23 protein-coding genes are annotated in these 22574 nt (G+C 62.7%); 19 read left to right on the top strand and 4 right to left on the bottom strand.

All coding sequences use genetic code 11. From position 1 onward, the window contains the following. The first annotated feature begins 3 nt into the window (after positions 1-3). The 4 genes from ACN9MW_RS21585 (at position 4) to ACN9MW_RS21570 (ending at position 4992) form a co-directional block, all read left to right on the top strand. A complete protein-coding gene (locus ACN9MW_RS21585) occupies positions 4-2529 on the top strand; it encodes an ATP-binding protein (protein WP_426162572.1) in 2526 nt (841 codons plus the stop codon). Further along, the gene (locus tag ACN9MW_RS21580) at positions 2526-3383 is read left to right on the top strand and encodes an RNA polymerase sigma-70 factor (RefSeq protein ID WP_426162571.1); all 858 of its coding nucleotides are present in this window, start codon (positions 2526-2528) and stop codon (positions 3381-3383) included. The genes ACN9MW_RS21585 and ACN9MW_RS21580 overlap by 4 nt, the downstream gene beginning before the upstream one ends. 34 nt (positions 3384-3417) lie before the next feature. Next, positions 3418-4458: a diguanylate cyclase gene (locus tag ACN9MW_RS21575; RefSeq protein ID WP_426162570.1), complete on the top strand. Its 1041-nt coding sequence runs from the start codon at positions 3418-3420 to the stop codon at positions 4456-4458. 90 nt (positions 4459-4548) lie between these two features. Continuing rightward, positions 4549-4992 carry a carboxymuconolactone decarboxylase family protein gene (locus tag ACN9MW_RS21570; RefSeq protein ID WP_426162569.1) on the top strand — a complete coding sequence of 148 codons (444 nt, stop codon included), beginning with the start codon at positions 4549-4551 and terminating at the stop codon, positions 4990-4992. On the opposite strand, the gene ACN9MW_RS21565 is transcribed toward ACN9MW_RS21570, so the two are convergent. From ACN9MW_RS21565 to kynU, 4 genes are all read right to left on the bottom strand, one after another. Beyond that, entirely contained in the window at positions 4989-5579 is a 591-nt protein-coding gene (locus ACN9MW_RS21565; RefSeq protein ID WP_426162567.1) for a CHRD domain-containing protein, read from the bottom strand. The two genes, ACN9MW_RS21570 and ACN9MW_RS21565, sit on opposite strands and share 4 nt — an antisense overlap. 126 nt (positions 5580-5705) lie before the next feature. Continuing rightward, on the bottom strand, positions 5706-6353 hold the full coding sequence (locus tag ACN9MW_RS21560; protein ID WP_426162566.1) for a ribonuclease T2 family protein: 648 nt from the start codon (positions 6351-6353) through the stop codon (positions 5706-5708). Further along, positions 6350-7189: a tryptophan 2,3-dioxygenase gene (gene kynA / locus ACN9MW_RS21555; protein WP_426162564.1), complete on the bottom strand. Its 840-nt coding sequence runs from the start codon at positions 7187-7189 to the stop codon at positions 6350-6352. Before kynA ends, ACN9MW_RS21560 begins: the two co-directional genes overlap by 4 nt. Positions 7190-7202: 13 nt before the next feature. Further along, positions 7203-8441 carry a kynureninase gene (gene kynU / locus ACN9MW_RS21550; protein WP_426162563.1) on the bottom strand — a complete coding sequence of 413 codons (1239 nt, stop codon included), beginning with the start codon at positions 8439-8441 and terminating at the stop codon, positions 7203-7205. Positions 8442-9078: 637 nt separating this feature from the next. Here kynU and flhD point away from each other — a divergent pair. From flhD to ACN9MW_RS21475, 15 genes are all read left to right on the top strand, one after another. Further along, entirely contained in the window at positions 9079-9396 is a 318-nt protein-coding gene (gene flhD / locus ACN9MW_RS21545; RefSeq protein ID WP_055936061.1) for a flagellar transcriptional regulator FlhD, read from the top strand. A gap of 11 nt (positions 9397-9407) precedes the next feature. Beyond that, complete coding sequence (flhC, locus tag ACN9MW_RS21540) at positions 9408-9956, top strand: flagellar transcriptional regulator FlhC (protein ID WP_426162562.1); 549 nt, start codon at positions 9408-9410, stop codon at positions 9954-9956. Positions 9957-10103: 147 nt separating this feature from the next. After that, positions 10104-10856: a class I SAM-dependent methyltransferase gene (locus tag ACN9MW_RS21535; protein WP_426162561.1), complete on the top strand. Its 753-nt coding sequence runs from the start codon at positions 10104-10106 to the stop codon at positions 10854-10856. Between the two features lie 95 nt (positions 10857-10951). After that, positions 10952-11812, top strand: a complete 861-nt coding sequence (gene motA, locus ACN9MW_RS21530; protein ID WP_055936071.1) for a flagellar motor stator protein MotA — start codon at positions 10952-10954, stop codon at positions 11810-11812. Positions 11813-11830: 18 nt separating this feature from the next. Continuing rightward, a complete protein-coding gene (gene motB / locus ACN9MW_RS21525; RefSeq protein WP_426162560.1) occupies positions 11831-12781 on the top strand; it encodes a flagellar motor protein MotB in 951 nt (316 codons plus the stop codon). A 7-nt stretch (positions 12782-12788) separates the two neighbouring features. Continuing rightward, positions 12789-13337: a chemotaxis protein gene (locus ACN9MW_RS21520; protein WP_130311381.1), complete on the top strand. Its 549-nt coding sequence runs from the start codon at positions 12789-12791 to the stop codon at positions 13335-13337. A gap of 43 nt (positions 13338-13380) precedes the next feature. Further along, positions 13381-13746, top strand: coding sequence for a response regulator (locus ACN9MW_RS21515; RefSeq protein WP_055936079.1), 366 nt, complete (start codon positions 13381-13383; stop codon positions 13744-13746). 14 nt (positions 13747-13760) lie between these two features. Further along, positions 13761-15980, top strand: coding sequence for a chemotaxis protein CheA (gene cheA / locus ACN9MW_RS21510; protein ID WP_426162559.1), 2220 nt, complete (start codon positions 13761-13763; stop codon positions 15978-15980). After that, positions 15977-16456, top strand: coding sequence for a chemotaxis protein CheW (locus ACN9MW_RS21505; RefSeq protein ID WP_426162558.1), 480 nt, complete (start codon positions 15977-15979; stop codon positions 16454-16456). Before cheA ends, ACN9MW_RS21505 begins: the two co-directional genes overlap by 4 nt. A 45-nt stretch (positions 16457-16501) precedes the next feature. Next, complete coding sequence (locus ACN9MW_RS21500) at positions 16502-18205, top strand: methyl-accepting chemotaxis protein (protein WP_426162557.1); 1704 nt, start codon at positions 16502-16504, stop codon at positions 18203-18205. 29 nt (positions 18206-18234) lie between these two features. Next, positions 18235-19083 carry a CheR family methyltransferase gene (locus tag ACN9MW_RS21495; RefSeq protein ID WP_426162556.1) on the top strand — a complete coding sequence of 283 codons (849 nt, stop codon included), beginning with the start codon at positions 18235-18237 and terminating at the stop codon, positions 19081-19083. After that, positions 19064-19684, top strand: a complete 621-nt coding sequence (gene cheD, locus ACN9MW_RS21490) for a chemoreceptor glutamine deamidase CheD (protein ID WP_426162555.1) — start codon at positions 19064-19066, stop codon at positions 19682-19684. Before ACN9MW_RS21495 ends, cheD begins: the two co-directional genes overlap by 20 nt. A gap of 11 nt (positions 19685-19695) precedes the next feature. After that, positions 19696-20775 carry a protein-glutamate methylesterase/protein-glutamine glutaminase gene (locus ACN9MW_RS21485; protein ID WP_426162554.1) on the top strand — a complete coding sequence of 360 codons (1080 nt, stop codon included), beginning with the start codon at positions 19696-19698 and terminating at the stop codon, positions 20773-20775. Between the two features lie 121 nt (positions 20776-20896). Beyond that, on the top strand, positions 20897-21286 hold the full coding sequence (gene cheY / locus ACN9MW_RS21480) for a chemotaxis response regulator CheY (RefSeq protein ID WP_028104141.1): 390 nt from the start codon (positions 20897-20899) through the stop codon (positions 21284-21286). Between the two features lie 76 nt (positions 21287-21362). Continuing rightward, positions 21363-22574 carry an EAL and HDOD domain-containing protein gene (locus ACN9MW_RS21475; RefSeq protein ID WP_426162553.1) on the top strand — a complete coding sequence of 404 codons (1212 nt, stop codon included), beginning with the start codon at positions 21363-21365 and terminating at the stop codon, positions 22572-22574.

Raw genomic sequence — 22574 nt, 5'->3', positions numbered from 1 at the left:
ACCATGAAAATTATCACTCGCCTGAAGTGGGCCCAGTGGCTGTGCGTGGCCGGCGTGACGCTGGCCGTGCTGCTGATGATCGGCGCCACGCGCCAGGTCAGGCAGGAGCTGCAGCGCAACGAGCGTGCCGGGGAGATCGTCAGCGGCGTGGTGGCGCTGCGCTACCTTTCGCTCGAATTTGCGCAAACCCAGGAGCGGCGCTCCCATGTGCAGTGGCAGTTGCGCAAGGATTCCTTGCAAGGGCTGCTGCTGCGCGATGAACTGTTCCGGCAAGCGGAGGAGGCGCAGCTGCTGCACGACCTGCAGGAAAACCTGCCCCTGCTGGCACGGCATTTCTCCGAACTGCTGCTGGTGCGGCAGGAATTGCGCGCCACCCCTGAACGGGCGGAGGTGCTGCACCTGCTGGAAGCGCGGCTGTTCGGCCAGTTGATGTCGCGCACGCAGGACATGATACGGGATGCGGAAGAACTGGCGCGCCGCAGCCGCCAGGGCGTGCTGCAGGCGCAGCAGAATGCTTCCGCCGTGGCGGCCGGGCTTGGCCTGCTGCTGGCGCTGACCGTGCTGGGCGCACTGGCCTTGACGATCCGCAGCGTGGCCCATCCGCTGGAGCGACTGCGGCGTGGCGCCGAACTGGTGGGCTCGGGCAAGCTGGACTTCCGCATGAACATGAATGCCGTTGACGAAGTGGGGGACCTGGCGCGTGCTTTCGATGCCATGACCGAACGCCTGCGCGCCACCACGGTCTCGCGCGACGAACTGGTTGCCGTCAATGCCGCCCTGCACGATGAGATGGAGGTGCGCCATGGCGCCGAGTTGAAGGTGCAGGCCCAGCTTGGCCGGCTCAGCCTGTTGCACCAGATGACGCGCTCGATCGGCGAGCGGCAGGACTTGCGCAGCATCCTCCAAGTCCTGGTGCGCAACCTGGAAGACCAGTTGCCGGTGGACTTTGCCTGCGTGTTCCTGCTGCAGGAGGGCGTGCTGGAAGCGAGCTGCGTCGGCCTGGGCAATGCCATGCTGCCGGGCGACGCGTCGCTGAAGGAAGGCGCCCAGGTTTCGATCGACAACAATGGCCTGTCGCGCTGCGTGAAGGGGCAACTGGTGTACGAACCGGACATCAGCGGCAGTGAATTCCCGTTCCCGCACCGGCTGGCGCGCGGCGGCCTGAATTCCCTGGTGCTGGCGCCGCTGCAGGCCGAGAGCGTGGTCTTCGGCGTGTTGGCCGTGGCGCGCACCATTCCGAATGCCTTCTCCAGCGGCGAATGCGAATTCCTGCGCCAGTTGAGCGAGCACGCGGCGCTGGCGGCACGCCAGGCGCAGTTGTATGGGGCGCTGCAGCAGGCTTACCACACCCTGCATGCGACGCAGCAGTCGGTCACCCGCGAGGAGCGCTTGCGAGCCCTGGGCCAGATGGCGAGCGGCATCGCGCACGACATCAACAACGCCATCTCGCCGGTGGCGCTGTACACCGAAACCCTGCTGGAAACCGAAACGGGCCTGAGCGCCAGCGGCCGCAGCAACCTGCAGGTGATAGCGCGCGCCATCGACGACGTGGCGGCGACGGTGGCGCGCATGCGCGAGCTGTACCGCCGCCGCGAGCCGCAGATGGAGCTCACCAGCGTCAGCCTGAACGTGCTGGCGCAGCAGGTGGCCGACCTGACGCGGGCGCGCTGGAGCGATATGCCGCAGCAGCGCGGCGTGGTGATCAATATGAAGCTGGAGCTGGCGCCGGGGCTGCCGTCCGTGATGGGCTCCGAGCCGGAAATCCGTGAAGCCCTGACCAACCTGGTGTTCAATGCGGTCGATGCGATGCCGGAAGGCGGCGCCCTGATCCTGCGCACCCGCAGCACCGGCGAGCATGCCATTGTCGACGTGGTGGACAGCGGCGTCGGCATGGACGAGTCGACGCGCCGCCACTGCCTGGACCCGTTCTTCACCACCAAGGGCGAGCGCGGCAGCGGCCTGGGGCTGGCCACCGTCAATTCGATGGCCGAACGCCACAGCGCGGTGGTGCAGGTGGAATCGATGATCGGGCAGGGCACCACCGTGTCGCTGGCCTTCCCGCTGCCGCAGGCGCATCCCGCCATGCCGCCGCTGGAAGCGCCTGCCACGACTGTGGCGGTGGCAGAACCCATGCGCCTGCTGGTGATTGACGACGATCCGGCCGTGCTGGCGTCCATGACCACCATCCTGCAGCGCGACGGCCACACCGTGGTGGCGGCCAATGGCGGCGCCGCCGGCATCGAGCAATTCCGCGCTTCGATGGTATCCAGCCAGCCTTTCGACGCGGTATTCAGCGACCTTGGCATGCCGCACGTCGATGGCCGCAAGGTGGCCGGCTGCATCAAGGAGCTGTCGCCGGCCACGCCGGTGATCCTGGTTACCGGCTGGGGCCAGCGCCTGATTCCGGAGGGCGACGTGGACGCCAAGCCGGCCAGCGTCGATGAAGTGCTGAGCAAGCCGCCGCGCGTGCGCGAATTGCGCGAAGTGCTGCTGAAAGTGCACAAGGTCGGCTATAGTCCTGCATCATGAATGATCCAATCGACTTTGCCGCGCACCGTGCGCGGTTGTTTGCCATCGCCTATCGCATGCTGGGCGTGCGCGCCGATGCAGAAGACGTGGTGCAGGATGCCTGGATTCGTTGGCAGGGCGCCGATACCAGCGGCGTGCAATCGGCCGAGGCCTGGCTGGTGACGGTGGTGACCCGCCTTTCCATCGACCGCCTGCGCGCCGCCATTGCCGAACGCGAAGTCTACGAGGGCCTGTGGCTGCCGGAACCGCTGGTGGCGGTCGACGAGGAGACGCCGGAGGCGCAGGCCGAGCGGGCCAGCGCCCTGTCGCTGGCCTATATGTGGCTGCTGCAGCGGCTAGGTCCCGAGGAGCGCGCCGCCTTCCTGCTGCGCCAGGTGTTCGATTACGACTACAACGAGGTGGCCGAGCAGCTTGGCAAGTCGGAAGCGGCGTGCCGCCAGATGGTGAGCCGCGCCGGCGACCGTGTGCAGCAAGGCCAGTCGCGCTTTGATATCCCGGCCGACACCCACCGCCAGCTCTTGCAGCGTTTCGTGGAGGCCTCGGCCAGCGGCGACAAGGCGGCGGTCCGCGCCCTGCTGGCGGAAGACCTGGAACTGGTGGGCGATGGCGGCGGCAAGGTCAAGTCCTTCGGCATCGTCATCACCGATCCGGACAAGATCGCTGCGTTGTACGCCGGCATGCACAAGCTGGGCGCCATCGAATACCGCGCCGCCATGGTCAATGGCGAGCCGGGTTTGCTGCGCTTCGTGGACGGCAAGCTGGAATCGGCGCAGGGCTTTGCCACCGACGGCCAGCGCATCACCGGCATCTATGTGGTGCGCAACCCCGATAAACTGGCGCACATCGTTAACTGAGGTTGGCTGGCACGCAAGCAGAGGAGGCCCTGACATGTTGAGCGAAACCCGCGAGCGCGGCATGCAAATCGGGCAGGCGGACCTGCTGCGCGCCATGCAGTACCTGCCGGTTGGCATGTCCATCATCGACCGCGACCTGCAGTTCAGGTTCTGGAACGAGACGTTTTGCCAATGCCTGGATTTCCCCGATAGCCTGATGCAGCCTGGCGTGCTGCTGGAGGATCTGTTCCGCTTCAACGCCCTGCGCGGGGAATTCGGGCCCGGCGATCCGGAGGCCCAGGTGCGCGAGCGCATCAACCTGGCGCGCCAGTTCGTGCCGCACCGTTTCCGGCGCACGCGCGCCAATGGCACGGTCCTGCAAGTGACCGGCCGCCCCATGAGCGATGAACAGGGACGGGTCATGGGTTTCGTCACCATCTATGAGGACGTCACCACCGAGGCGCGCCAGCAGCAGGAGCTGGAGCAGGCGCACCGGAAGCTGCTGTCGGCCTATGAAGACCTGCGGCTCGCCCAACTGGACAACAGCGCGCTGGAAAAGGACCGCTCCAAATACTACCAGCTGGCAGTGCGCGACGCCGTGACGGGCCTGTACACGCGCCATTACATGGAAGATGCCGCGGCCCGCCTGCTGCAGCAGCACGAGCGCGATCCGGCCGAACGTGTTGGCCTGCTGGTGTTCGACATCGACCGTTTCAAGCAAATCAATGACAATTTCGGCCACCTGGCCGGCGACGTGGTGCTGCAACGCATCGGCGGAGTCTTGAACAGCCATACGCGCCGCATCGACATCGCGGTACGCAATGGCGGCGACGAGTTTGCCGTCTTCCTGCCCAAGCTCGACCTCGAACACAGCCTGCAGTTTGCCGAGCGGGTGCGCAGCGAAGTGCGCGCCCAGCGTTTCGACGGCGCCCTGTCGGGGATCGAACTCTCCATCAGCGCCGGCGTGGCCGCGCACCAGCCGGGCGAGACGCTGGGCGAACTCCTGCAGCGGGCCGATGCCGCCCTGTATGCGGCCAAGCGGGCCGGCCGCGACCGGGTGTGCACCTTCCCCGCCCAGCCTGGAAAAAATTTTTAGCCGGGCTGTCACAAACCGGCAGGCTGCTCCGTCTAATGGTTGAGAAGGCCGCACAGCGTGGCCTTTACCATCAGACCGAAAGGATTTTCCATGAGCACCCTGCGTTACAACTACTTCCAACTGTCCCAGAAATCGTTCCAGAACCTGCTGGCGCTGTCGAATGGCCTGAACCGTGAACTGCTGGGCAAGAAGCTGGTGGACCTGGTCCTGCTGCGCGTATCGCAAATCAATGGCTGCGGCTTCTGCATTGACATGCATTACCAGGACTTGCTGAAGATGGACGTCGACCCGCGCCATGTGAATGCGGTGGCGGGCTGGCGCGAGGCGCCATTCTTCAGCGAGCGCGAACGCGCTGCGCTGGAATGGTCGGAGTTGATCAATGCAATTCCAGTCCGCGATCCCGACGACGCAGCTTTCGCCCGTGTCAAGGAGCATTTCTCCGACGAAGAGATCGCGGAACTGGGCTTCGTGGTTGCGGTCATCCGTTCCTGGAACATGCTGAACGTGGCGTCACGCAACCCGATTCCTCGCTAGTTTTCCCGCTTGCGCAGTAACAGCAAGGGCAGGCCGGCCAGCAGCATGAGGATCTGTGCCGGCTCGGGAATCGGCGCCGCCAGGAAGCCGCGGATTTCACCGCTCGGGTAGACGTTCGAGTGGATGTTGAAATACGCGGCGCCGGCATTGAGCCCGGCCAGCAGTGCGGCCTCGGCGCCGGCCGTGGTGCCGCCGTTATTGGCCAGGAAGGTCGGGTTCCAGAACGATTCCTGCGACGTGCTGAAGAACGAGGCATAACTGCCGCTGGTTTCGTTCTCCGGGAAGCCGGTCAGGGTCGGCAGCATGGTGGCGACACCGGCGGTGCCGTCGCCGGCCACGGCGGTGCAGCAATGGATGTGGGCAGCGCCGCTCAGGCCTTCCAGGTCGGTAAAGCTGGCTGCAATGGTCATGTAGTGGTTGTCGATATCGAACAGCACGGTCACATCGCCCGTGGCTGCCGATGCGTTTGGCGGGGATTCCGCCGCGCCGCTGAGTGAGGCGTTGAAGACAAGTGGATCAGCTTGCGCTGCTCCGCAAGCGGCAATCAAGGCCAGCGTCGCCAGCCCCTTTTTCAGATGAGTTCCCATTCGGTGGCTCCTCAAAGTTCGCGAGCCCGCGATAACGGTTCCCCCCGTGGTATGGCAAGCAGGCGCGCAGTACAGCGCGCTTATTGTCGCTGCAAGCGTGCCTTGGGCGGCGCACGCTTAGCGCCATCACTTCACATTTTTCATCAGGAAAGTGGATTGGCCGCAGCTCTTCTGCGAGTAGGCGATGGCTTCTTGCGAGCAGCTGCGCGATTTGCCGTCCTTGCTGAAACATGCGCGTGCTTCGCGCAGGAAACGGCCGCCGGAGCCGCAGACGGGCAGCACGGCGTCTTTGGCCAGCCATGGATTGGCCTGGTGGAATTTGGCCTCGAACTGGCCGGGCGTGACGCGCACCGGCTGCTGCGGGCGCGCGAAATCGGCCGGGATCTTCAGGCTGTCGCGCAGCCTGGCGCTCAACGCCAGGTAATCCTGGGGTTGCAGGCCGGAGCAGGAACCGTGTTTGTTCCATTCATGGAACAGCAGTTTGGGCGAAGGGTAGAGCGACTCGTATTGCTCGCGCAGGCTGTTCGAAATCCTGACGCGGCCGCAGCTTTCGGGATAGCCGCGCTCGAATTGCGGCCACAGGCCGTGCAGCACAAAGCCGAGCTGGCGGCCGGTGGCGCACTGCACCGGGTCGCCGCCGCCACGGCCGGCGCAATACTCGGGCGACCAGGACAGCGACATCACGTAGTAATCGAAAACACCGGGGCGGTCGTCGCGTGCCATTGCCGGCAGCGCACACGCCGCGGCCAGCAAGGCAGCGAGCAAGCGTTTCACAAAGCGGTCCTTAAAGCGAACAATTCCGGGAACAGTACCACATCGAGCATCTTCCTGAGATAGGACACGCCGGCCGTGCCGCCCGTGCCGGTCTTGAAGCCGATCACCCGTTCGACCGTGGTGACATGGCGGAAGCGCCAGAAGCGGAAGGCGGTCTCCATGTCGACCAGCTTTTCCGCCAGCTCGTACAGGGCCCAGTATCGTGTGGTGTCGCGATATACCTCGAGCCAGGCTTTCTGTACCGACTCGTTGGCCACGGTCGGCTGGGTCCAGTCGCCGTCCAGCCGCCCGGCGTCGATCTGCAGGCCATTGCGCGCCAGCAGGCGGATCGCTTCGTCGTACAGCGACGGCGCATGCAGCGCCGCGTCGAGCAGGGCATGCGCTTCCGGCGCCTGCTGGTGCACCGCCAGCATGTTCGCGTTTTTGTTGCCGAGGATGAATTCGATTTCGCGGTACTGGTGTGACTGGAAGCCGGACGAGGAGGCCAGGTAAGGGCGAATCGCGGTGTATTCGGGCGGGGTCATGGTGGCCAGCACGTCCCAGGCGTGCACCAGCTGGTCCATGATGCGCGCCACGCGGGCCAGCATCTTGAAGGCCGGCGGCAGGTCGTCGCGGCGTATATGGTCGACCACGGCGTGCAGCTCGTGCAGCATCAGCTTCATCCACAATTCGCTGGTCTGGTGCTGCACGATGAACAGCATCTCATTGTGGTTGGGCGAGAGCGGGTGCTGCGCGTTCAGGATCTTTTCCAGGCCCAGGTAGTCGCCATAGCTCATGGACTTGGAGAAGTCCATTTGCGCCCCGTGCCAGGCGGCGTCTTTCTTTTCTTCGGTCATATTGTGTCGTGTCTCAGGTGACGGCGCCGCGGGCGGCAGTGATGTCGTAGGCCTTATCGTCCAGGATCTGCTTCAGGATTTCCACAGCATCCCACACGTCGGCAAAGCTGGTGTATAGCGGCGTGAAGCCGAAGCGCATGATTTCCGGCTCGCGGTAATCGCCGATCACGCCGCGCGCGATCAGGGCCTGCATCACCGCGTAGCCGTGCGGGTGGGTGAAGCTGACCTGGGAGCCGCGCCGCACATGCTCGCGCGGCGTGACCAGGCCCAGTGGATGGTTGGGGCAGCGCTGCTCCACCAGGGCGATGAACAGGTCGGTCAGGGCCAGTGACTTGGCGCGCACCGCATCCATGGTGGTTTGCGCGAAGACGTCCAGGCCGCATTCCACCATGGCCAGCGAAGCCACCGGCTGGGTGCCGCACAGCGCGCGGCCAATGCCCTTGGTCGGCGCGAAGTCGGGTGCCATGGCGAACGGATTGGCGTGGCCCCACCAGCCGGACAGCGGGTGGCTGAATTTGTCCTGGTTGCACTCGGGGACCCAGATGAAGGCCGGCGAGCCCGGGCCGCCGTTCAGGTATTTATAAGTGCAGCCGACGGCGAAGTCGGCGCCATCGGCGTGCAGGTCGAGCGGTACCGCGCCGACTGAGTGGCACAGGTCCCATACGACCATTGCGCCATGCTGGTGGGCGAGGGCGCTGGTGGCGGCCATGTCGTGCTGGTAGCCGGTGCGGTAGTTCACGTGGGTCAGCATGACCACGGCGACGTCGGCGGTGATGGCGGCAGGAAGCTGGTCCGGACTGTCGACCAGGCGCACTTCATAGCCGCGGTCGAGCCAGGACGTCAGGCCCTGGGCCATATAGATATCGGTCGGAAAATTCGAGCGCTCGCTGATGATGATCTTGCGGCCGGTATGCGCCTGCGCGTGCAGGGCGGCGGCCAGGGCTTTGAACAGGTTGATCGAGGTGGTGTCGGTAACCACCACTTCACCGGCCTTGGCGCCGACCAGCGGGGCCAGCTTGTCGCCCAAGCGCTTCGGCATGTCGAACCAGCCGGCGGTGTTCCAGCTGGTGATCAGGTCCTTGCCCCATTCCCTGGCGATCACTTCGGTGGCGCGGGTGAGGGCGGCTTTGGGGCGCGCGCCCAGGGAGTTGCCATCCAGGTAGATCACGCCGGCAGGCAGGTCGAACTGCTCGCGCAGGGGCGCCAGGGTGTCCGCGGCGTCGCGCGCCAGGCAGTCGGAACGGGAAATCATGAGGGCATTTTCCTTGAGACTTAAACAAAGTGAGATTGTAGCAACCTTTTCTTGGCCAAAACCGGTAAACCGGTGTCAGACCCGCAGGGTCTGACACCGATACGCGGCGGCCGCTGGCCAGTGCCTGACCCTGTGGGTCAGGCACTGCTTCGCCGGTTTTGCAAGCTAAGCCATTGATTTCAAAGGAACCAAAAAATTTTCAAAATTTTTTTCAAAAAAACCTAAAGTTCCCCAAACCCCTGCCGTTACCGTTTTTAGAAGCCCGGTAAAAGGCTTGCTGTTCGGCATTTTGGAATGAGTGAAAAAATCTTAAAATTTTTTGCTCGGAACCCTAAAGTTCTCCAAAACCCTGCCGTTACCAGTTCAGATGTCGCAAAAAAGCACCACGTCGACATCGCATTTTTACCTTCGGCTCCTGCGTTTTGAGCGAGACCGAACGCCCCGCAAACCCACGCCAATACTGGCGTTGCCCCTCTATGGGCAGCCCTCTGTAGGACAAAATCCTACGGGGCGACTTCGTCTATTCCCGACCCAAAATACAGAGTGCCGCCTCTTTGCGCTTTATCGCGTCTCCAGCAGAATGTATCTCAACAGCAACGAAAATTGCGTTGCAAGCTGAAACTGACTGGAGATGGACATGACCGCAAACGACATGATGGCTGAAATCCGCGATGCGAACCTGAGCTACCTGATGCTGGCGCAGCAGATGATCCGCGCCGACAAAGTCACCGCGATCTTCCGCCTGGGCATTTCCGCCGACATCGCCGACCTGATCGAAGGCATGAGCAATGCCCAGATCCTGAAGCTGGCTGGCGGCAACATGATGCTGGCTCGCTTCCGCTTCGACGACAGCGCCATTCTCGGCATGCTGACCAACTACAACAAGGACCGTTCCCTGGCCCAGTCCCACGCCGCCATCCTGATGGCCGGCCAGGCTGTTGAAGAAATCGCTTAAGGAGCGACGCCATGAGCAAGAAGAGTGTGGTGACCGAAGCGCAGGAAATCCAGCTGGCCATCGAGCTGATCAACCTGGGGGCCCGCCTGCAACTGCTGGAAACCGAAGTGTCGCTGTCGCGCGAACGCCTGCTCAAGCTGTACAAGGAGCTGAAGGGCGTGTCGCCGCCGAAGGGCATGCTGCCTTTCTCGACCGACTGGTTCCTGACCTGGCAGCCGAACATCCACTCGTCGCTGTTCATGAACATCCATAACTTCCTGGTCGAGCACGCGGGCGCCACCGGCATCCATGCCGTGATGAAGGCTTACCAGCTCTACCTGGAGCAGATGCCGCCGGCTGCCGGCGAAGAGCCGCTGCTCTCGCTGACCCGCGCCTGGACCCTGGTCAAGTTCGCTGGCAGCAATATGCTGCAGCTCAAGCCCTGCACTTGCTGCAAAGGCAAGTTCGTAGTCGACGCCATGGACCTGAACCGCGACTATAAGTGCGGCCTGTGCCATATGCCTTCGCGTGCCGGCAAGACCCGCAAGGCCAAGGATGCTGCCGAAGCGGTCGCTGCTTGATTGGGATGGTGTCAGACCCCGTGGGTCTGACAACGGGTTGCCGGTTTGGGTTTCGGTGCATACGCACACAAAACCGGTAAACCAGTGCCTGACCCGCAGGGTCAGGCACTGCAGTGCCAACGACGCTGGCCCGGGTATACTCCCGCAATGAATTTTAGAGTTCCCGCCTTCCATGCGTTGCTGGTCCAGGCCGGCGCGCTGCTGCCGTGCGTCGCGCTGGCGGTTGCCCTTGATGCGCTCGGCCATGGGTTGACCTTGCTGCAAGCCGCGCTGCTGCAAGGTTTGCTGGCTGCCGGCATCAGTTGGAAGATCGGGCTGGCGCGCTGGTGGCTGCTGATCCAGCTATTGTTTCCCATCGCTTTATTGGCCGGGCTGGCATTGCATCTGCCGCCGTGGCTGGCCGCTGCCGCCTTCCTGGTCCTGCTGGGCTGGTATTGGTCCACTTACCGCACCCAGGTCCCTTACTATCCATCGAATCCGGCAGTGTGGCGCGCCGTGCTGGCTGAGCTGCCGCAGGGCAGGGTGCTGCGCATGATCGATATCGGTAGCGGCCTCGGCGGCTTCGCCTTGCACCTGGCCGTTGCGCGGCCCGAATCGGAAGTTGTGGGAATTGAACTGGCGCCGGTTCCGTGGCTGGTGTCGCGTTTGCGGGCCGCGTTGGCCGGCAGCCGCGCGCGCTTCGTGCGTGGCGACTATGAACAGTTAAACTTTGCAGAATACGACCTGGTGTTCGCTTACCTGTCGCCGGCCGCCATGCCGGCCTTGTGGCGCAAGGCCCAGCGGGAGATGCGGGCCGGTAGTTTGCTTGCCAGTTATGAATTTGAAATTCCAGCTGCAAACGGCATCAAGACCATTCGCACCACAGAGGGTGGTCCGCTCCTTTATATAAGAGCATTTTAGAGGCAGTTTTCCTTGCCGCAGAGGCGTCTTCACGTTATTGTAGTTCCACTGTGGAATATTATTGCTTTTAACTAGCTATCGGGGAGTTCGCGCGCTTGTTAGTCATTGTCGGTTACCTCATCGTCCTTGGCTCCGTTTTTGGTGGTTTCGCGCTGTCCGGCGGCCATCTGGCGGCCCTGTTCCAACCTCTGGAACTGCTGATGATTGGCGGCGCTGCTGCGGGCGCTTTCTTTGTTGGCAATAACGGCAAGTCCATCAAGGCTACGCTGGCCGCGCTGCCGACGCTGTTCAAGGGTTCGCGCTATACCAAGGACTTGTACATGGAGCTGATGTCGCTCCTGTTCGACGTGCTGTCCAAGGTGCGCAAGGAAGGCCTGATGTCGATTGAAGGCGATATCGACAAGCCGGAAGACAGCCCGCTGTTCAGCAAATACCCGGCAGTGCTGGAAGACCACCATATCATCGAGTTCATGACCGACTATCTGCGCCTGATGGTGTCGGGGAATATGGATGCTTTCCAGATCGAGAACCTGATGGACAACGAGATCGACACCCACCACCAGGAGGGCCATGTGCCGGCCCATTGCATCGCCAAGCTGGGCGACGGCCTGCCGGCATTCGGTATCGTGGCGGCGGTGATGGGCGTGGTGCACACGATGGAATCGGTGGGCATCCCGCCGTCCGAGCTGGGCATGCTGATCGCGCACGCGCTGGTCGGTACTTTCCTCGGTATCTTGCTGGCCTACGGTTTCGTCGGCCCGCTGGCCAGCCTGCTGGAGCAGAAGCTGGAAGAGTCGACCAAGATGTTCCAGTGCGTAAAGGTCACGCTGCTGGCCAGCCTGAATGGTTATGCCCCGGCCCTGGCTGTGGAATTTGGCCGCAAGGTACTGTACTCTACCGAGCGCCCAAGCTTCTCCGAGCTGGAAGAACATATCAAGAAATCGAAGTCGAAGTAATGGAAGCGAGGACCTGCCATGGCTGAAGAAGGCCTGCGGCCCATTGTCGTCAAGAAGATCAAGAAAGGCGGTGGCGGCCACCACGGCGGCGCCTGGAAGATCGCTTACGCCGACTTCGTGACGGCGATGATGGCGTTCTTCCTGCTGATGTGGCTGCTCGGCTCGACGACCAAGGGCGACCTGAACGGTATTTCCGAATACTTCAAGACGCCGCTGAAGGTCGCCATGCAGGGCGGCTCGGGCAGCGGCGACAGTTCCTCGGTGATCCAGGGCGGCGGCTCGGACCTGTCGCGCCGTACCGGCCAGGTCAAGATGACCGACGATCCGGCCCAGAGCAAGACTTACAACCTGGATGCCGCCAAGAAGGCGCTCGAGGCGGAAGAGCGTTCGCGCCTGCAGGCCTTGCGTGCCCGTATCGAAATGACCATCGATACCAACGCCGAGCTCAAGAAGTTCAAAGAGCAACTGTTGCTGGACTTCACCAGCGAAGGCTTGCGCATCCAGATCGTCGACTTGCAGAACCGCCCCATGTTCAATGCCGGCAAGGCCGACTTGCAGCCGTATGCGCGCGAGATCCTGGAAGCCATCGCGCCGGCCCTGAACGACGTGCCGAACAAGATCGGCCTGTCCGGCCACACCGACTCCACGCCGTATTTCACCGAAACGGGGTACAGTAACTGGGAACTGTCGGCCGATCGTGCCAATGCTTCGCGCCGCGCGCTGCTGCATGGCGGACTGGCCGACAATAAGATCCTGCGCGTGGTGGGGCTGGCCAGCGCCGCCCACCTGGACCGCGCCGATCCTTTCAACCCGATCAATCGCCGCATCAGCATCATTGTGATGAACAAGAGGACCGAGGAGAATGTGCTGCGTGACGGCGGCAAATTGCAAGTCGGCCTCGATACGGAAGCTACGCAAGCCGCAGCGGCAGCGGCACCGGCAGCGGCAGCGCCGGCGGGGAAGAAATAGGGGCTTTATGACAAGAAAGAAAATCCTTGGCTCGCATGTGAAACGGCTGCTGTCCGGCGTGTCGGACCATGGCCGGCGCCACCTGACCGAAGTCGAGACCGACCTGCTGCAGACCAACCTGCTGCTGGAGGAGGCGATCGACAAGCTGACGCGCAACTTCATGGCGATCCATGAGGCGGTGAGCGCACAGCAGGCGACCATCGAGCTGCTGCTGCAAGGCGGCGATCCTTCGGCGGAAGACAAGGCGCGCCTGAAGGAAATGAACGAACAGGTAAGCGGCTACGTCAATGCAGCCATTACCAGCATGCAGTTCCAGGACATGACCAGCCAGCTGATCGACCGCACCCTGAAGCGTGTCACCGGCTTGCGCGAATTCCTTGGAACGCTGGGTGCGCACGGCGCCGAAGTGGTGCCGGAATCGGGCAGCGACGAGATCGTGGACCTGCTTAGCAAGGTCAGCATGGCGCTGGCGATCCAGAGCCTGGAGCTGCGCAGCGTGCTGCGCAAGGCGGTCAGCCAGAAGCACCTGGAAAGCGGCGACATCGAACTGTTCTGAATATAGATACGAATACAAAAATTTAACCAAGTGAGAAAAAAAGATGGCTAAAACAATTCTTGCAGTCGACGACTCCTCCTCGCTGCGCCAGATGGTGGCATTCAGCCTGAAGGCAGCGGGCTACCAGGTGGTGGAAGCAGTCGACGGACAGGATGGCCTGGAAAAGGCCAAGCTGCAAACCGTGGACCTGGTGCTGACCGACCAGAACATGCCGCGCATGGATGGCCTGCAACTGATCAAGCTGCTGCGCGAGCAGCCGTCCTATGCCAAGGTTCCCATCCTGATGCTGACCACCGAATCGTCCGACGAAATGAAGGCCAAGGGCCGCGCCGCCGGCGCGAATGGCTGGCTGGTCAAGCCTTTCGACCCGCAACGCTTGATTGAGGTAGTGAAGAAGGTCATTGGCTAATTAAGGGGTGTGGCATGACCATCGATATTAGCCAGTTCTACCAGGTCTTCTTCGATGAAGCGGAAGAACTGCTGGCTGAAATGGAGCGTCTGCTGCTGGGCGTGGACGTCGAGTCGCCCAGCGAAGAGGACTTGAACGCGATTTTCCGTACCGCGCACTCGGTGAAGGGCGGCGCGTCGACGTTCGGCGTGACCGACATGACCGAAGTCACGCACGTGCTGGAGACGCTGCTGGACCGCATCCGCAAGGGCGAGATGGCCTTGACGTCGACCCACGTCGACGCCTTCCTGGCCGCCAAGGACATCCTGAAGATGCAGCTGGACGGGCACCGCCTCGGCACGGCTGTCGACCAGGAAGCCGTGGGCGACGTGCGCATGATGCTGCAGGAGCTGGCGCAGGACGTGCACATCGAGGCGATGGCGCCGGTGGCGCCGGCCTTCAATGCGCAGGAATCGCAGGCGGTGGACCATAGCGGCGGCAAGCGCTTCCGCCTTGAACTGCCGCCGATGGTGCACCGGGAAGTGGAGGCGCTGGCAGCCGAACTTGGCCTGATGGGCCATGTGGAGCTGACGCCGCTCGATGCCGAGCGCCATGCCATGATCGTCACCACCCACGAATCGCTGGACGATATTGTCGCCATCTGCTCCTTCGTGATCGATGCCGACCAGATGAAGGTCAGCGAGCTGCCGGCCCTGAGCCCGACCCAGTCGGCGCGTGAGCAGGCCGAACGCGAACGCAAGGAGGCGGAGCAGGGCTACGGTTTCTTCGACCCGCTGCCGGCTGCTGGCGCCGCCGCGCCGTCGGCCGAGGGCGAAGGCTATGGCTTCTTCCAGCCGCTCGATGAAATCCGCTCCAACGCCTCCGGCGCCGCCGACGACGCGCGCGGCTATGGCTTCTTCCAGCCGCTGGAAGTGATCCGCGCCCAGGCCGGCATCAAGGACGCCCCGGCCGAAGCGGCCAAGCCGAGCGAAGAACAGGAAAAGAAAGCCGCCCGCAAGGAAGCGGAAAAGCAGGCCCACGCGCCGGCCGGCGGCGAATCGTCCTCGATCCGCGTGTCGGTGGAAAAGGTCGACCAGCTGATCAACCTGGTCGGCGAACTGGTGATCACGCAAGCGATGATCGAGCAGCGCGCCGGCTCGCTGGATCCGGTGCTGCATGAAAAACTGATGAGCGGCATTTCCCAGCTCACCCGCAACACGCGCGACCTGCAGGAATCGGTGATGTCGATCCGCATGATGCCGATGGACTTCGTGTTCTCGCGCTTCCCGCGCATGGTGCGCGACCTGGCCACCAAGCTTGGCAAGAAAGTGGAATTCGTCACCAGCGGCGCCGCCACGGAACTGGACAAGGGCCTGATCGAACGCATCGTCGACCCGCTGACCCACCTGGTGCGCAACTCGATCGACCACGGCATTGAAATGCCGGACGTGCGCAAGGCGGCCGGCAAGTCCGAGACGGGACGCCTGTTCCTGTCCGCCTCGCACCAGGGCGGCAGCATCATCATTGAAGTGTCGGACGATGGCGGCGGTTTGAACCGCGACAGGATCCTGGCAAAAGCCCGCCAGAACGGCTTGCCGCTGTCCGATAACATGAGCGACGCCGACGTGTGGCAGCTGATCTTCGCGCCGGGCTTCTCGACCGCAGAAACCGTGACCGACGTGTCGGGCCGCGGCGTCGGCATGGACGTGGTCAAGCGCAATATCACCGCCATGGGCGGCACCGTCGACATCCGCTCGGCCAAGGGCTTCGGCACCACCATCTCGATTTCCCTGCCGCTGACGCTGGCCATCCTGGACGGCATGCTGATCCAGACCGGCGACGAGGTGTACATCCTGCCGCTCGGCTTCGTGCTCGAATCGCTGCAGCCGGCGCCGGAAGACGTGAAGGAAATCAGCGGCAAGGGCCGCGTCATCAAGGTGCGCGGCGAATACCTTCCCCTGATCCCGCTGTACCAGATTTTCGACATTGCACCGCGCTTTACCGATCCGACCCAGGGCATCCTGGTGATCGTGGAAACCGAAGGCAAGAAAGCCTGCCTGTTCGTGGACGAACTGGTGGGGCAGCAGCAGGTCGTGGTTAAGAACCTGGAATCGAATTACCGCAAGGTGACCGGAATTTCCGGTGCCACCATCCTCGGCGACGGAGGCGTGTCGCTGATCCTGGACGTGACGGCGCTGGTCCGTTCGTCGCGCCAGCTGGTTGACGAATCAAACTTTGTGAAGGAAGAACCATGAACGACGCAGCAAGCGCCGGTACAGCCGTCCAGGAGTTCCTGGCTTTCAAGCTGGGCTCCGAAGAATACGGCATCGATATCCTGAAAGTGCAGGAAATCCGCGGCTACGAAGCGGTGACCCGCATCGCCAATGCGCCCGAGTTCATCAAGGGCGTGATCAACCTGCGCGGCATCATCATTCCGGTGGTGGACATGCGCATCAAATTCAGGCTGGGCGAGCCGGTGTACGACCAGTTCACCGTGGTCATCATCCTGAACATCAATGGCCGCGTGGTAGGCATGGTGGTCGATTCGGTATCGGACGTGACGTCGCTGACGGAAGAACAGATCAAGCCTGCACCGGACATGGGCACCGCCTTCAGCTCGGAATACATGATTGGCCTTGGCACTATCGACGAGCGCATGCTGATCCTGGTGGACATCCAGCGCCTGATGTCCAGCCCTGAAATGGGCTTGAGCGAAAAGCTCGCGGCGTAAAGCATAAAAATACAGATCCAAAAGGACACGAGGGGAGAGAGAAAAATGAATGTGCGCGAATACAAGATAGGGACACGGCTTGGTTTCGGTTTCGGGATCATTTTGCTGATCCTGGTGGGCACCGTGCTGCTGACCAATGTGCTGAACTACCGTAACAAGTCGGCCCTGATGACGGGCCTGGACCTGGCTGGCGCCAAGGAATCGCAGGCGCAGTCGATGAAGAGCGCGATGCTGGAAACCGGCATCGCCATGCGCAATATCGGCCTGCAGTCGGACGTCAGCCTGATGCAGAAGGAAGAAGAGAAGGTCAAGGCCAACCGCGCCCGCTACGATGCGGCGCGCACCAAGCTGCAAAGCCTTGGCCTGAACGACGCCGAGAAGAAGGTGGTGAACGACATCTCCGCCTTGCAGACTGACGTCGACGCAGCCTTCAAGGAAGCCATGGGCCAGATCATGGCCTTCAACGCCGAAGGCGCGGCGAAAGTGATTGCCGGCCGCATCGACCCGCTGCAGCAGCAGACCCTGGCCTCGCTGAACAAGCTGGTGGACCTGCAGCAGGCGGCGGTAGCCGACTTCAAGGAAAGCTCCAACAAGGCCGATCGCAACCTGACGATGTGGATGGTGGTGCTGGCGGCGGTGGCCGTTGGCGTGGGCATCCTGTGCGCACTGGTGATTACCAAGTCAATTACCCGTCCGCTGTCGGGCGCGGTGGAAGTGGCGCAGAAAGTGGCCGCCGGCGAACTGACTTCGCAAGTGACGGTGGAAGGCAAGGATGAAACCTCGGAACTGCTGCAGGCGCTGAAGGACATGAACGAAAGCCTGGCCAAGACGGTTGGCCAGGTGCGCGCTTCGACCGAAACCATCACAACCGCCTCGCAGGAAATCGCGACCGGCAATGCCGACCTGTCGGCCCGCACCGAATCGCAGGCCTCCTCGCTGGAGGAAACCGCGGCATCGATGGAAAACCTGACTTCCACCGTGAAGCAGAACGCCGACAATGCACGCCAGGCCAACCAGCTGGCGGTGTCGGCATCGTCGGTGGCGGAGAAGGGCGGCCAGGTGGTGTCGCAGGTGGTCGACACCATGGGCTCGATCAAGCAATCGTCGACCAAGATCGTGGACATCATCGGCGTGATCGACGGCATTGCGTTCCAGACCAATATCCTGGCGCTGAACGCCGCCGTGGAAGCGGCGCGCGCCGGCGAACAGGGGCGCGGCTTTGCCGTGGTGGCATCGGAAGTGCGCAACCTGGCGCAACGCTCGGCCGCGGCAGCCAAGGAAATCAAGGCCCTGATCGACGACTCGGTCGACAAGGTCGACGCGGGCGGACGCCTGGTCGATGAAGCCGGCCAGACCATGGGCCTGATCGTGACCTCGATCAAGCAGGTGGCCGACATCATGGGCGAGATCACCGCCGCCACCCTGGAGCAGAGCCACGGCATCGAGGAAGTCAATGCCGCCATCGGCCAGATGGACGAAATGACGCAGCAGAATGCCGCGCTGGTGGAAGAAGCGGCCGCCGCCGCCGAATCGATGCAGGACCAGGCCAACAACCTGGCGCAGGCGGTGTCGATCTTCAAGCTGGCAGGCGACGAATTCGCCAAGCGCGCGGCCGCGGCGCCGCGCAAGGCCAAGCCGGCGGCGCCGCCACGCAGCACGGCGGTCGTGCCGGCCGCCCCGGCCGCGCAGGCGCCGAAGAAGAAACTTGCTGCGGCCGCCCCATCCGGCGACGACTGGGAAGAGTTTTAATGTCCATGTAACCGCGGAGAACAGCAAAAATGGCGCTGACCAAAGAGACCGTGAAAGAGTTTGATTTCAACGGCAAGGATTTTGAACGGGTCCGCGCAATGATCTACAAGCGGGCCGGCATTGCGCTGGCCGACTCCAAGCAGGAGATGGTGTACAGCCGCCTGGCGCGGCGCTTGCGCGCCACCGGCATCAACAGTTTCGTGCGCTACCTGGACGACCTGGAAGCAGGTCGCCTGGGCAACGGCGAGTGGGAAGCGTTCACCAATGCGCTGACCACCAACCTGACGTCGTTCTTCCGCGAAGCGCACCACTTCCCCCTGCTGGCCGAGCACGTGAAGGCCAAGCGCGGGGAGACGATCAATATCTGGTGCTCCGCCAGCTCCACCGGCGAAGAACCGTATTCGATTGCCATCACCTGCTGCGAAGCGTTCAATACGCTGACGCCGCCGGTGCACATCCTGGCCACCGATATCGACACCAACGTGCTGGCCACGGCCGCCAACGGCGTCTATCCGATGGAACGCATCGACAAGCTGTCGCCCGAGCAGCAGCGCCGTTTTTTCCTGAAAGGGCGCGGCGCCAACGAAGGCATGGCGCGCGTGCGCCAGGAACTGCGCTCGCTGATCACCTACCGGCAAGTCAACCTGCTGGACGAAAAATGGGATATCCGTCCCGGTTTCGACGTGATTTTCTGCCGCAACGTGATGATTTACTTCGACAAGGCGACCCAGCGCAAGATCCTGTCGCGCTTTGTTCCCCTGATGAAGCCGGATGCCCTGCTGTTTGCCGGCCATTCCGAGAACTTCCTTTACGTGTCGGACGCTTTGAAGTTGCGCGGCAAGACTGTCTACGAGCTCGATGAGCGCAAGAGGGCATGACATGGATAAAGAACAATTCGCGACCAATGTCTATTACGACAGGACCTTCGACTGCGACGCGGCCAAGATCCTGCCGGGCGAGTACTACTACACCAACAAGGACATGCTGATCGTGACCGTGCTCGGCTCCTGCGTGTCGGCCTGCATCCGCGACCGCCTGACGGGCCTGGGCGGCATGAACCACTTCATGCTGCCGGATGGCGGCGCCGACCAGAGCAGCCCGGTGTCGGCCTCGGCCCGCTATGGCACGTATGCGATGGAAGTGCTGATCAACGACCTGCTCAAGTCCGGTGCGCGGCGCGAGAACATGGAAGCCAAGGTGTTTGGCGGCGGCGCCGTGCTGAAAGGCTTCACGGCGATCAACGTCGGCGAACGCAATGCCGCCTTCGTGCAAAGCTTCCTGAAAAACGAGAAGATCCGCATCGTGGCCGAGGACCTGTTGGACATTTATCCGCGCAAGGTGTACTTCTTCCCCAAGACCGGCAAGGTGCTGGTCAAGAAACTGATGCAAACCCATAACGACACCCTGGCGCAGCGTGAGAACGATTACGCCAACCGCCTCAAGTCGAAACCGGTGGCGGGCGAGGTCGAGCTGTTCTGAGAGATATAAAAATGAACAAGATCAAAGTCCTGATTTGCGACGACTCGGCGCTGATCCGCAGTGTGATGAGCGAGATCATCAAGGGCCAGCCGGACATGGAAGTGGTGGGCGTGGCGCCCGATCCGCTGGTGGCGCGCGAGCTGATCAAGCAGACCAACCCGGACGTGCTGACGCTGGACGTCGAAATGCCGAAGATGGACGGCCTCGACTTCCTCGAACGCCTGATGCGCCTGCGCCCGATGCCGGTGGTGATGGTCTCCTCGCTGACCGAACGCGGCTCCGAAATCACCTTGCGCGCGCTGGAACTGGGCGCCGTGGATTTCGTCACCAAGCCCAAGATCTCGATCCAGTCCGGCATGCGCGAATACGCCGACCTGATCTCAGAGAAGATCCGCGCCGCCTCCAAGGCCCGGGTACGCGCCCGCACCCTGCCGGCCGCCGGTACGGCAGGCGAGGGCGGCACGCCGCTGCCGCAACTACGGAACCCACTGATGTCTTCGGAAAAACTGATCATTGTCGGCGCATCGACCGGCGGCACGGAAGCCATCCGCGAGTTCCTGATGCAGATGCCGTCGGACTGCCCGGGCATCCTGATCACCCAGCACATGCCGGAAGGCTTCACCAAATCGTTTGCCAAGCGCCTCGATTCGCTGTGCAAGATCTCCGTGATGGAAGCGCAGGGCAACGAGCGCGTACTGCCGGGCCATGCCTACATCGCGCCCGGCCACTCGCACCTGCTGCTGACCCGCTCCGGCGCCAATTACATGACCAGGCTGGACCAGGGTGAGCCGGTCAACCGCCATCGCCCTTCGGTCGACGTACTGTTCCGCTCGGCGGCCCAGAACGCGGGCAAGAACGCGGTCGGCGTGATCCTGACGGGCATGGGCAAGGACGGCGCGGCAGGCATGCTGGAGATGAAGAACGCCGGAGCGTATAATTTCGCGCAGGACGAAGCTAGCTGCGTGGTGTTCGGCATGCCGCGCGAAGCGATTGCCGTTGGTGCAACGCACGAAGTCGGAGCCTTGCAGGCGCTGCCCGGCATGGTATTGGGTTATCTTGCGCAGCATGGCTCGCGTGCATTGCGCGTTTGACACGTGATTGACAGTTTTGGGGTAGTTAGTTCGCCTTGGAGCAACGAAAATGCTATCCTACAACTTGCTGGGTACACCACTTTAATTAATAACCGCGTAAGTAGAAACAACGGAGCAATTCATGGCTGATCCAAAGATGAAATTTTTGGTTGTTGACGATTTCTCCACGATGCGTCGCATCGTGCGAAATCTCTTGAAGGAACTGGGTTATGCCAACGTGGACGAGGCAGAAGACGGCGTGATGGCGCTGGCTAAACTGCGCGCGGAGCAATTCGACTTCGTGGTGTCCGACTGGAATATGCCGAACATGGATGGCCTGACCATGCTGCAGAACATCCGTGCCGACCCCGCATTGGCCAAGCTGCCGGTGCTGATGGTGACCGCCGAAGCCAAAAAGGAAAACATCATCGCGGCTGCGCAGGCAGGCGCCAACGGCTACGTGGTGAAGCCATTCACCGCCGCCACCCTGGATGAAAAGCTGAACAAGATTTTCGAAAAGCTCGGCGCTTGATCGCAGCTTTACAAGTAATGCGCGGCGGCGGCCCTGGCCGTCGCCGTTCCCTCCTGAGTCAAGCATAAGACCACGTATGCATCAGACACATTTCCTGGTTCGTGAACCCCTGCTCGATCCCGAGCAGCGCGTGGTCGGCTACGAACTTACATGGCAGCAGGAAGCTGCTGCCCATGTCCCCACCCTGGAAGAGCTCGAAGGCCTGGTCGGCTTCGTCGCCAGCCAGGTGAACCACCCTGAACACGGCTGGCTGCTCAAGCAGAAAACCCTGTTCCTGCAAGCTGTGCCCGGCATGCTGTCGACCGATTCGATGTTCGACCTGCCGCCCGAGCACACCGTGCTGTCGCTGAAAACTTCCGAACTGGCCAATCCGACCACGCTGGCTGCGGTGCAGGGCTTGCGTGCCGGCGGCGTCGGCATCCTGCTGCGCGAAGCCGACCTGGCGCGCGTGGGCAGCCGCCTGGGCACCATTTGTTCGTACGTCGAAGTACGCTTTACCGGGGCCGATGTGGCCGCGCAGGCGCGCGCCTATTCGCTGCTGAAGACATCCAGTATCCGCATGGTGGGCCGTCCGGTCACCACCTGGGCCGATTTCGACGCCTGCGCCGCCCTCGGGCTGGACGCCTTTGTCGGCAAGCTGCACCTGACGCCGCGTCCGGGCAGCGAAGGGCAGGGGCTGAATCCCTCGCAAACCATCATCCTGCAGCTGATGCAGATGGTGAACGCCAATGCCGACGTGGCGCAGCTGGAAAGCGTGTTGAAGCGCGATGCTGCCCTGTCGTACAAGCTGCTGAAGTACATCAACTCGGCCGGCTTCGGCGCCGGGCGTGAAGTGCAGTCGCTGAAACAGGCCATCCAGCTGCTGGGCTACCAGCCGATGTACCGCTGGCTGACCCTGCTGCTGGCAACCGCTTCCACCTCCGGCTTCTCGCCGGTGCTGCTGGAAACTGCCGTGGTGCGCGGCCGCCTGGCTGAATTGCTGGGCCAGAAAGCGCTGGGCAAGGCCGATGCGGAGAATATCTTCGTGGCCGGCATGTTCTCGCTGCTGGACCGCCTGCTGGGCATCCCGATGAAGGATGTGCTGCAAGAGATCCAGTTGAATGACGAAGTGGTGAAGGCGCTGCTCACGCGCGGCGGCAAATACGGCCCGTTCCTGGCGTTGGCCGAGGCCTGCGAACTGAATTCGAACCTGGTCAGCTCGCTGGCCGATTCGCTCTCCCTGTCGCCGGAAGACGTCAACAAGGCCCACCTGTCGGCCCTGGCCTGGACCCAGAACGTCACCACCTGA

It is taken from the genome of Pseudoduganella sp. R-34, from assembly GCF_049904655.1.
Classification (GTDB): domain Bacteria; phylum Pseudomonadota; class Gammaproteobacteria; order Burkholderiales; family Burkholderiaceae_D; genus Rugamonas.
This window is presented reverse-complemented; position numbering and strand designations above follow the sequence as displayed.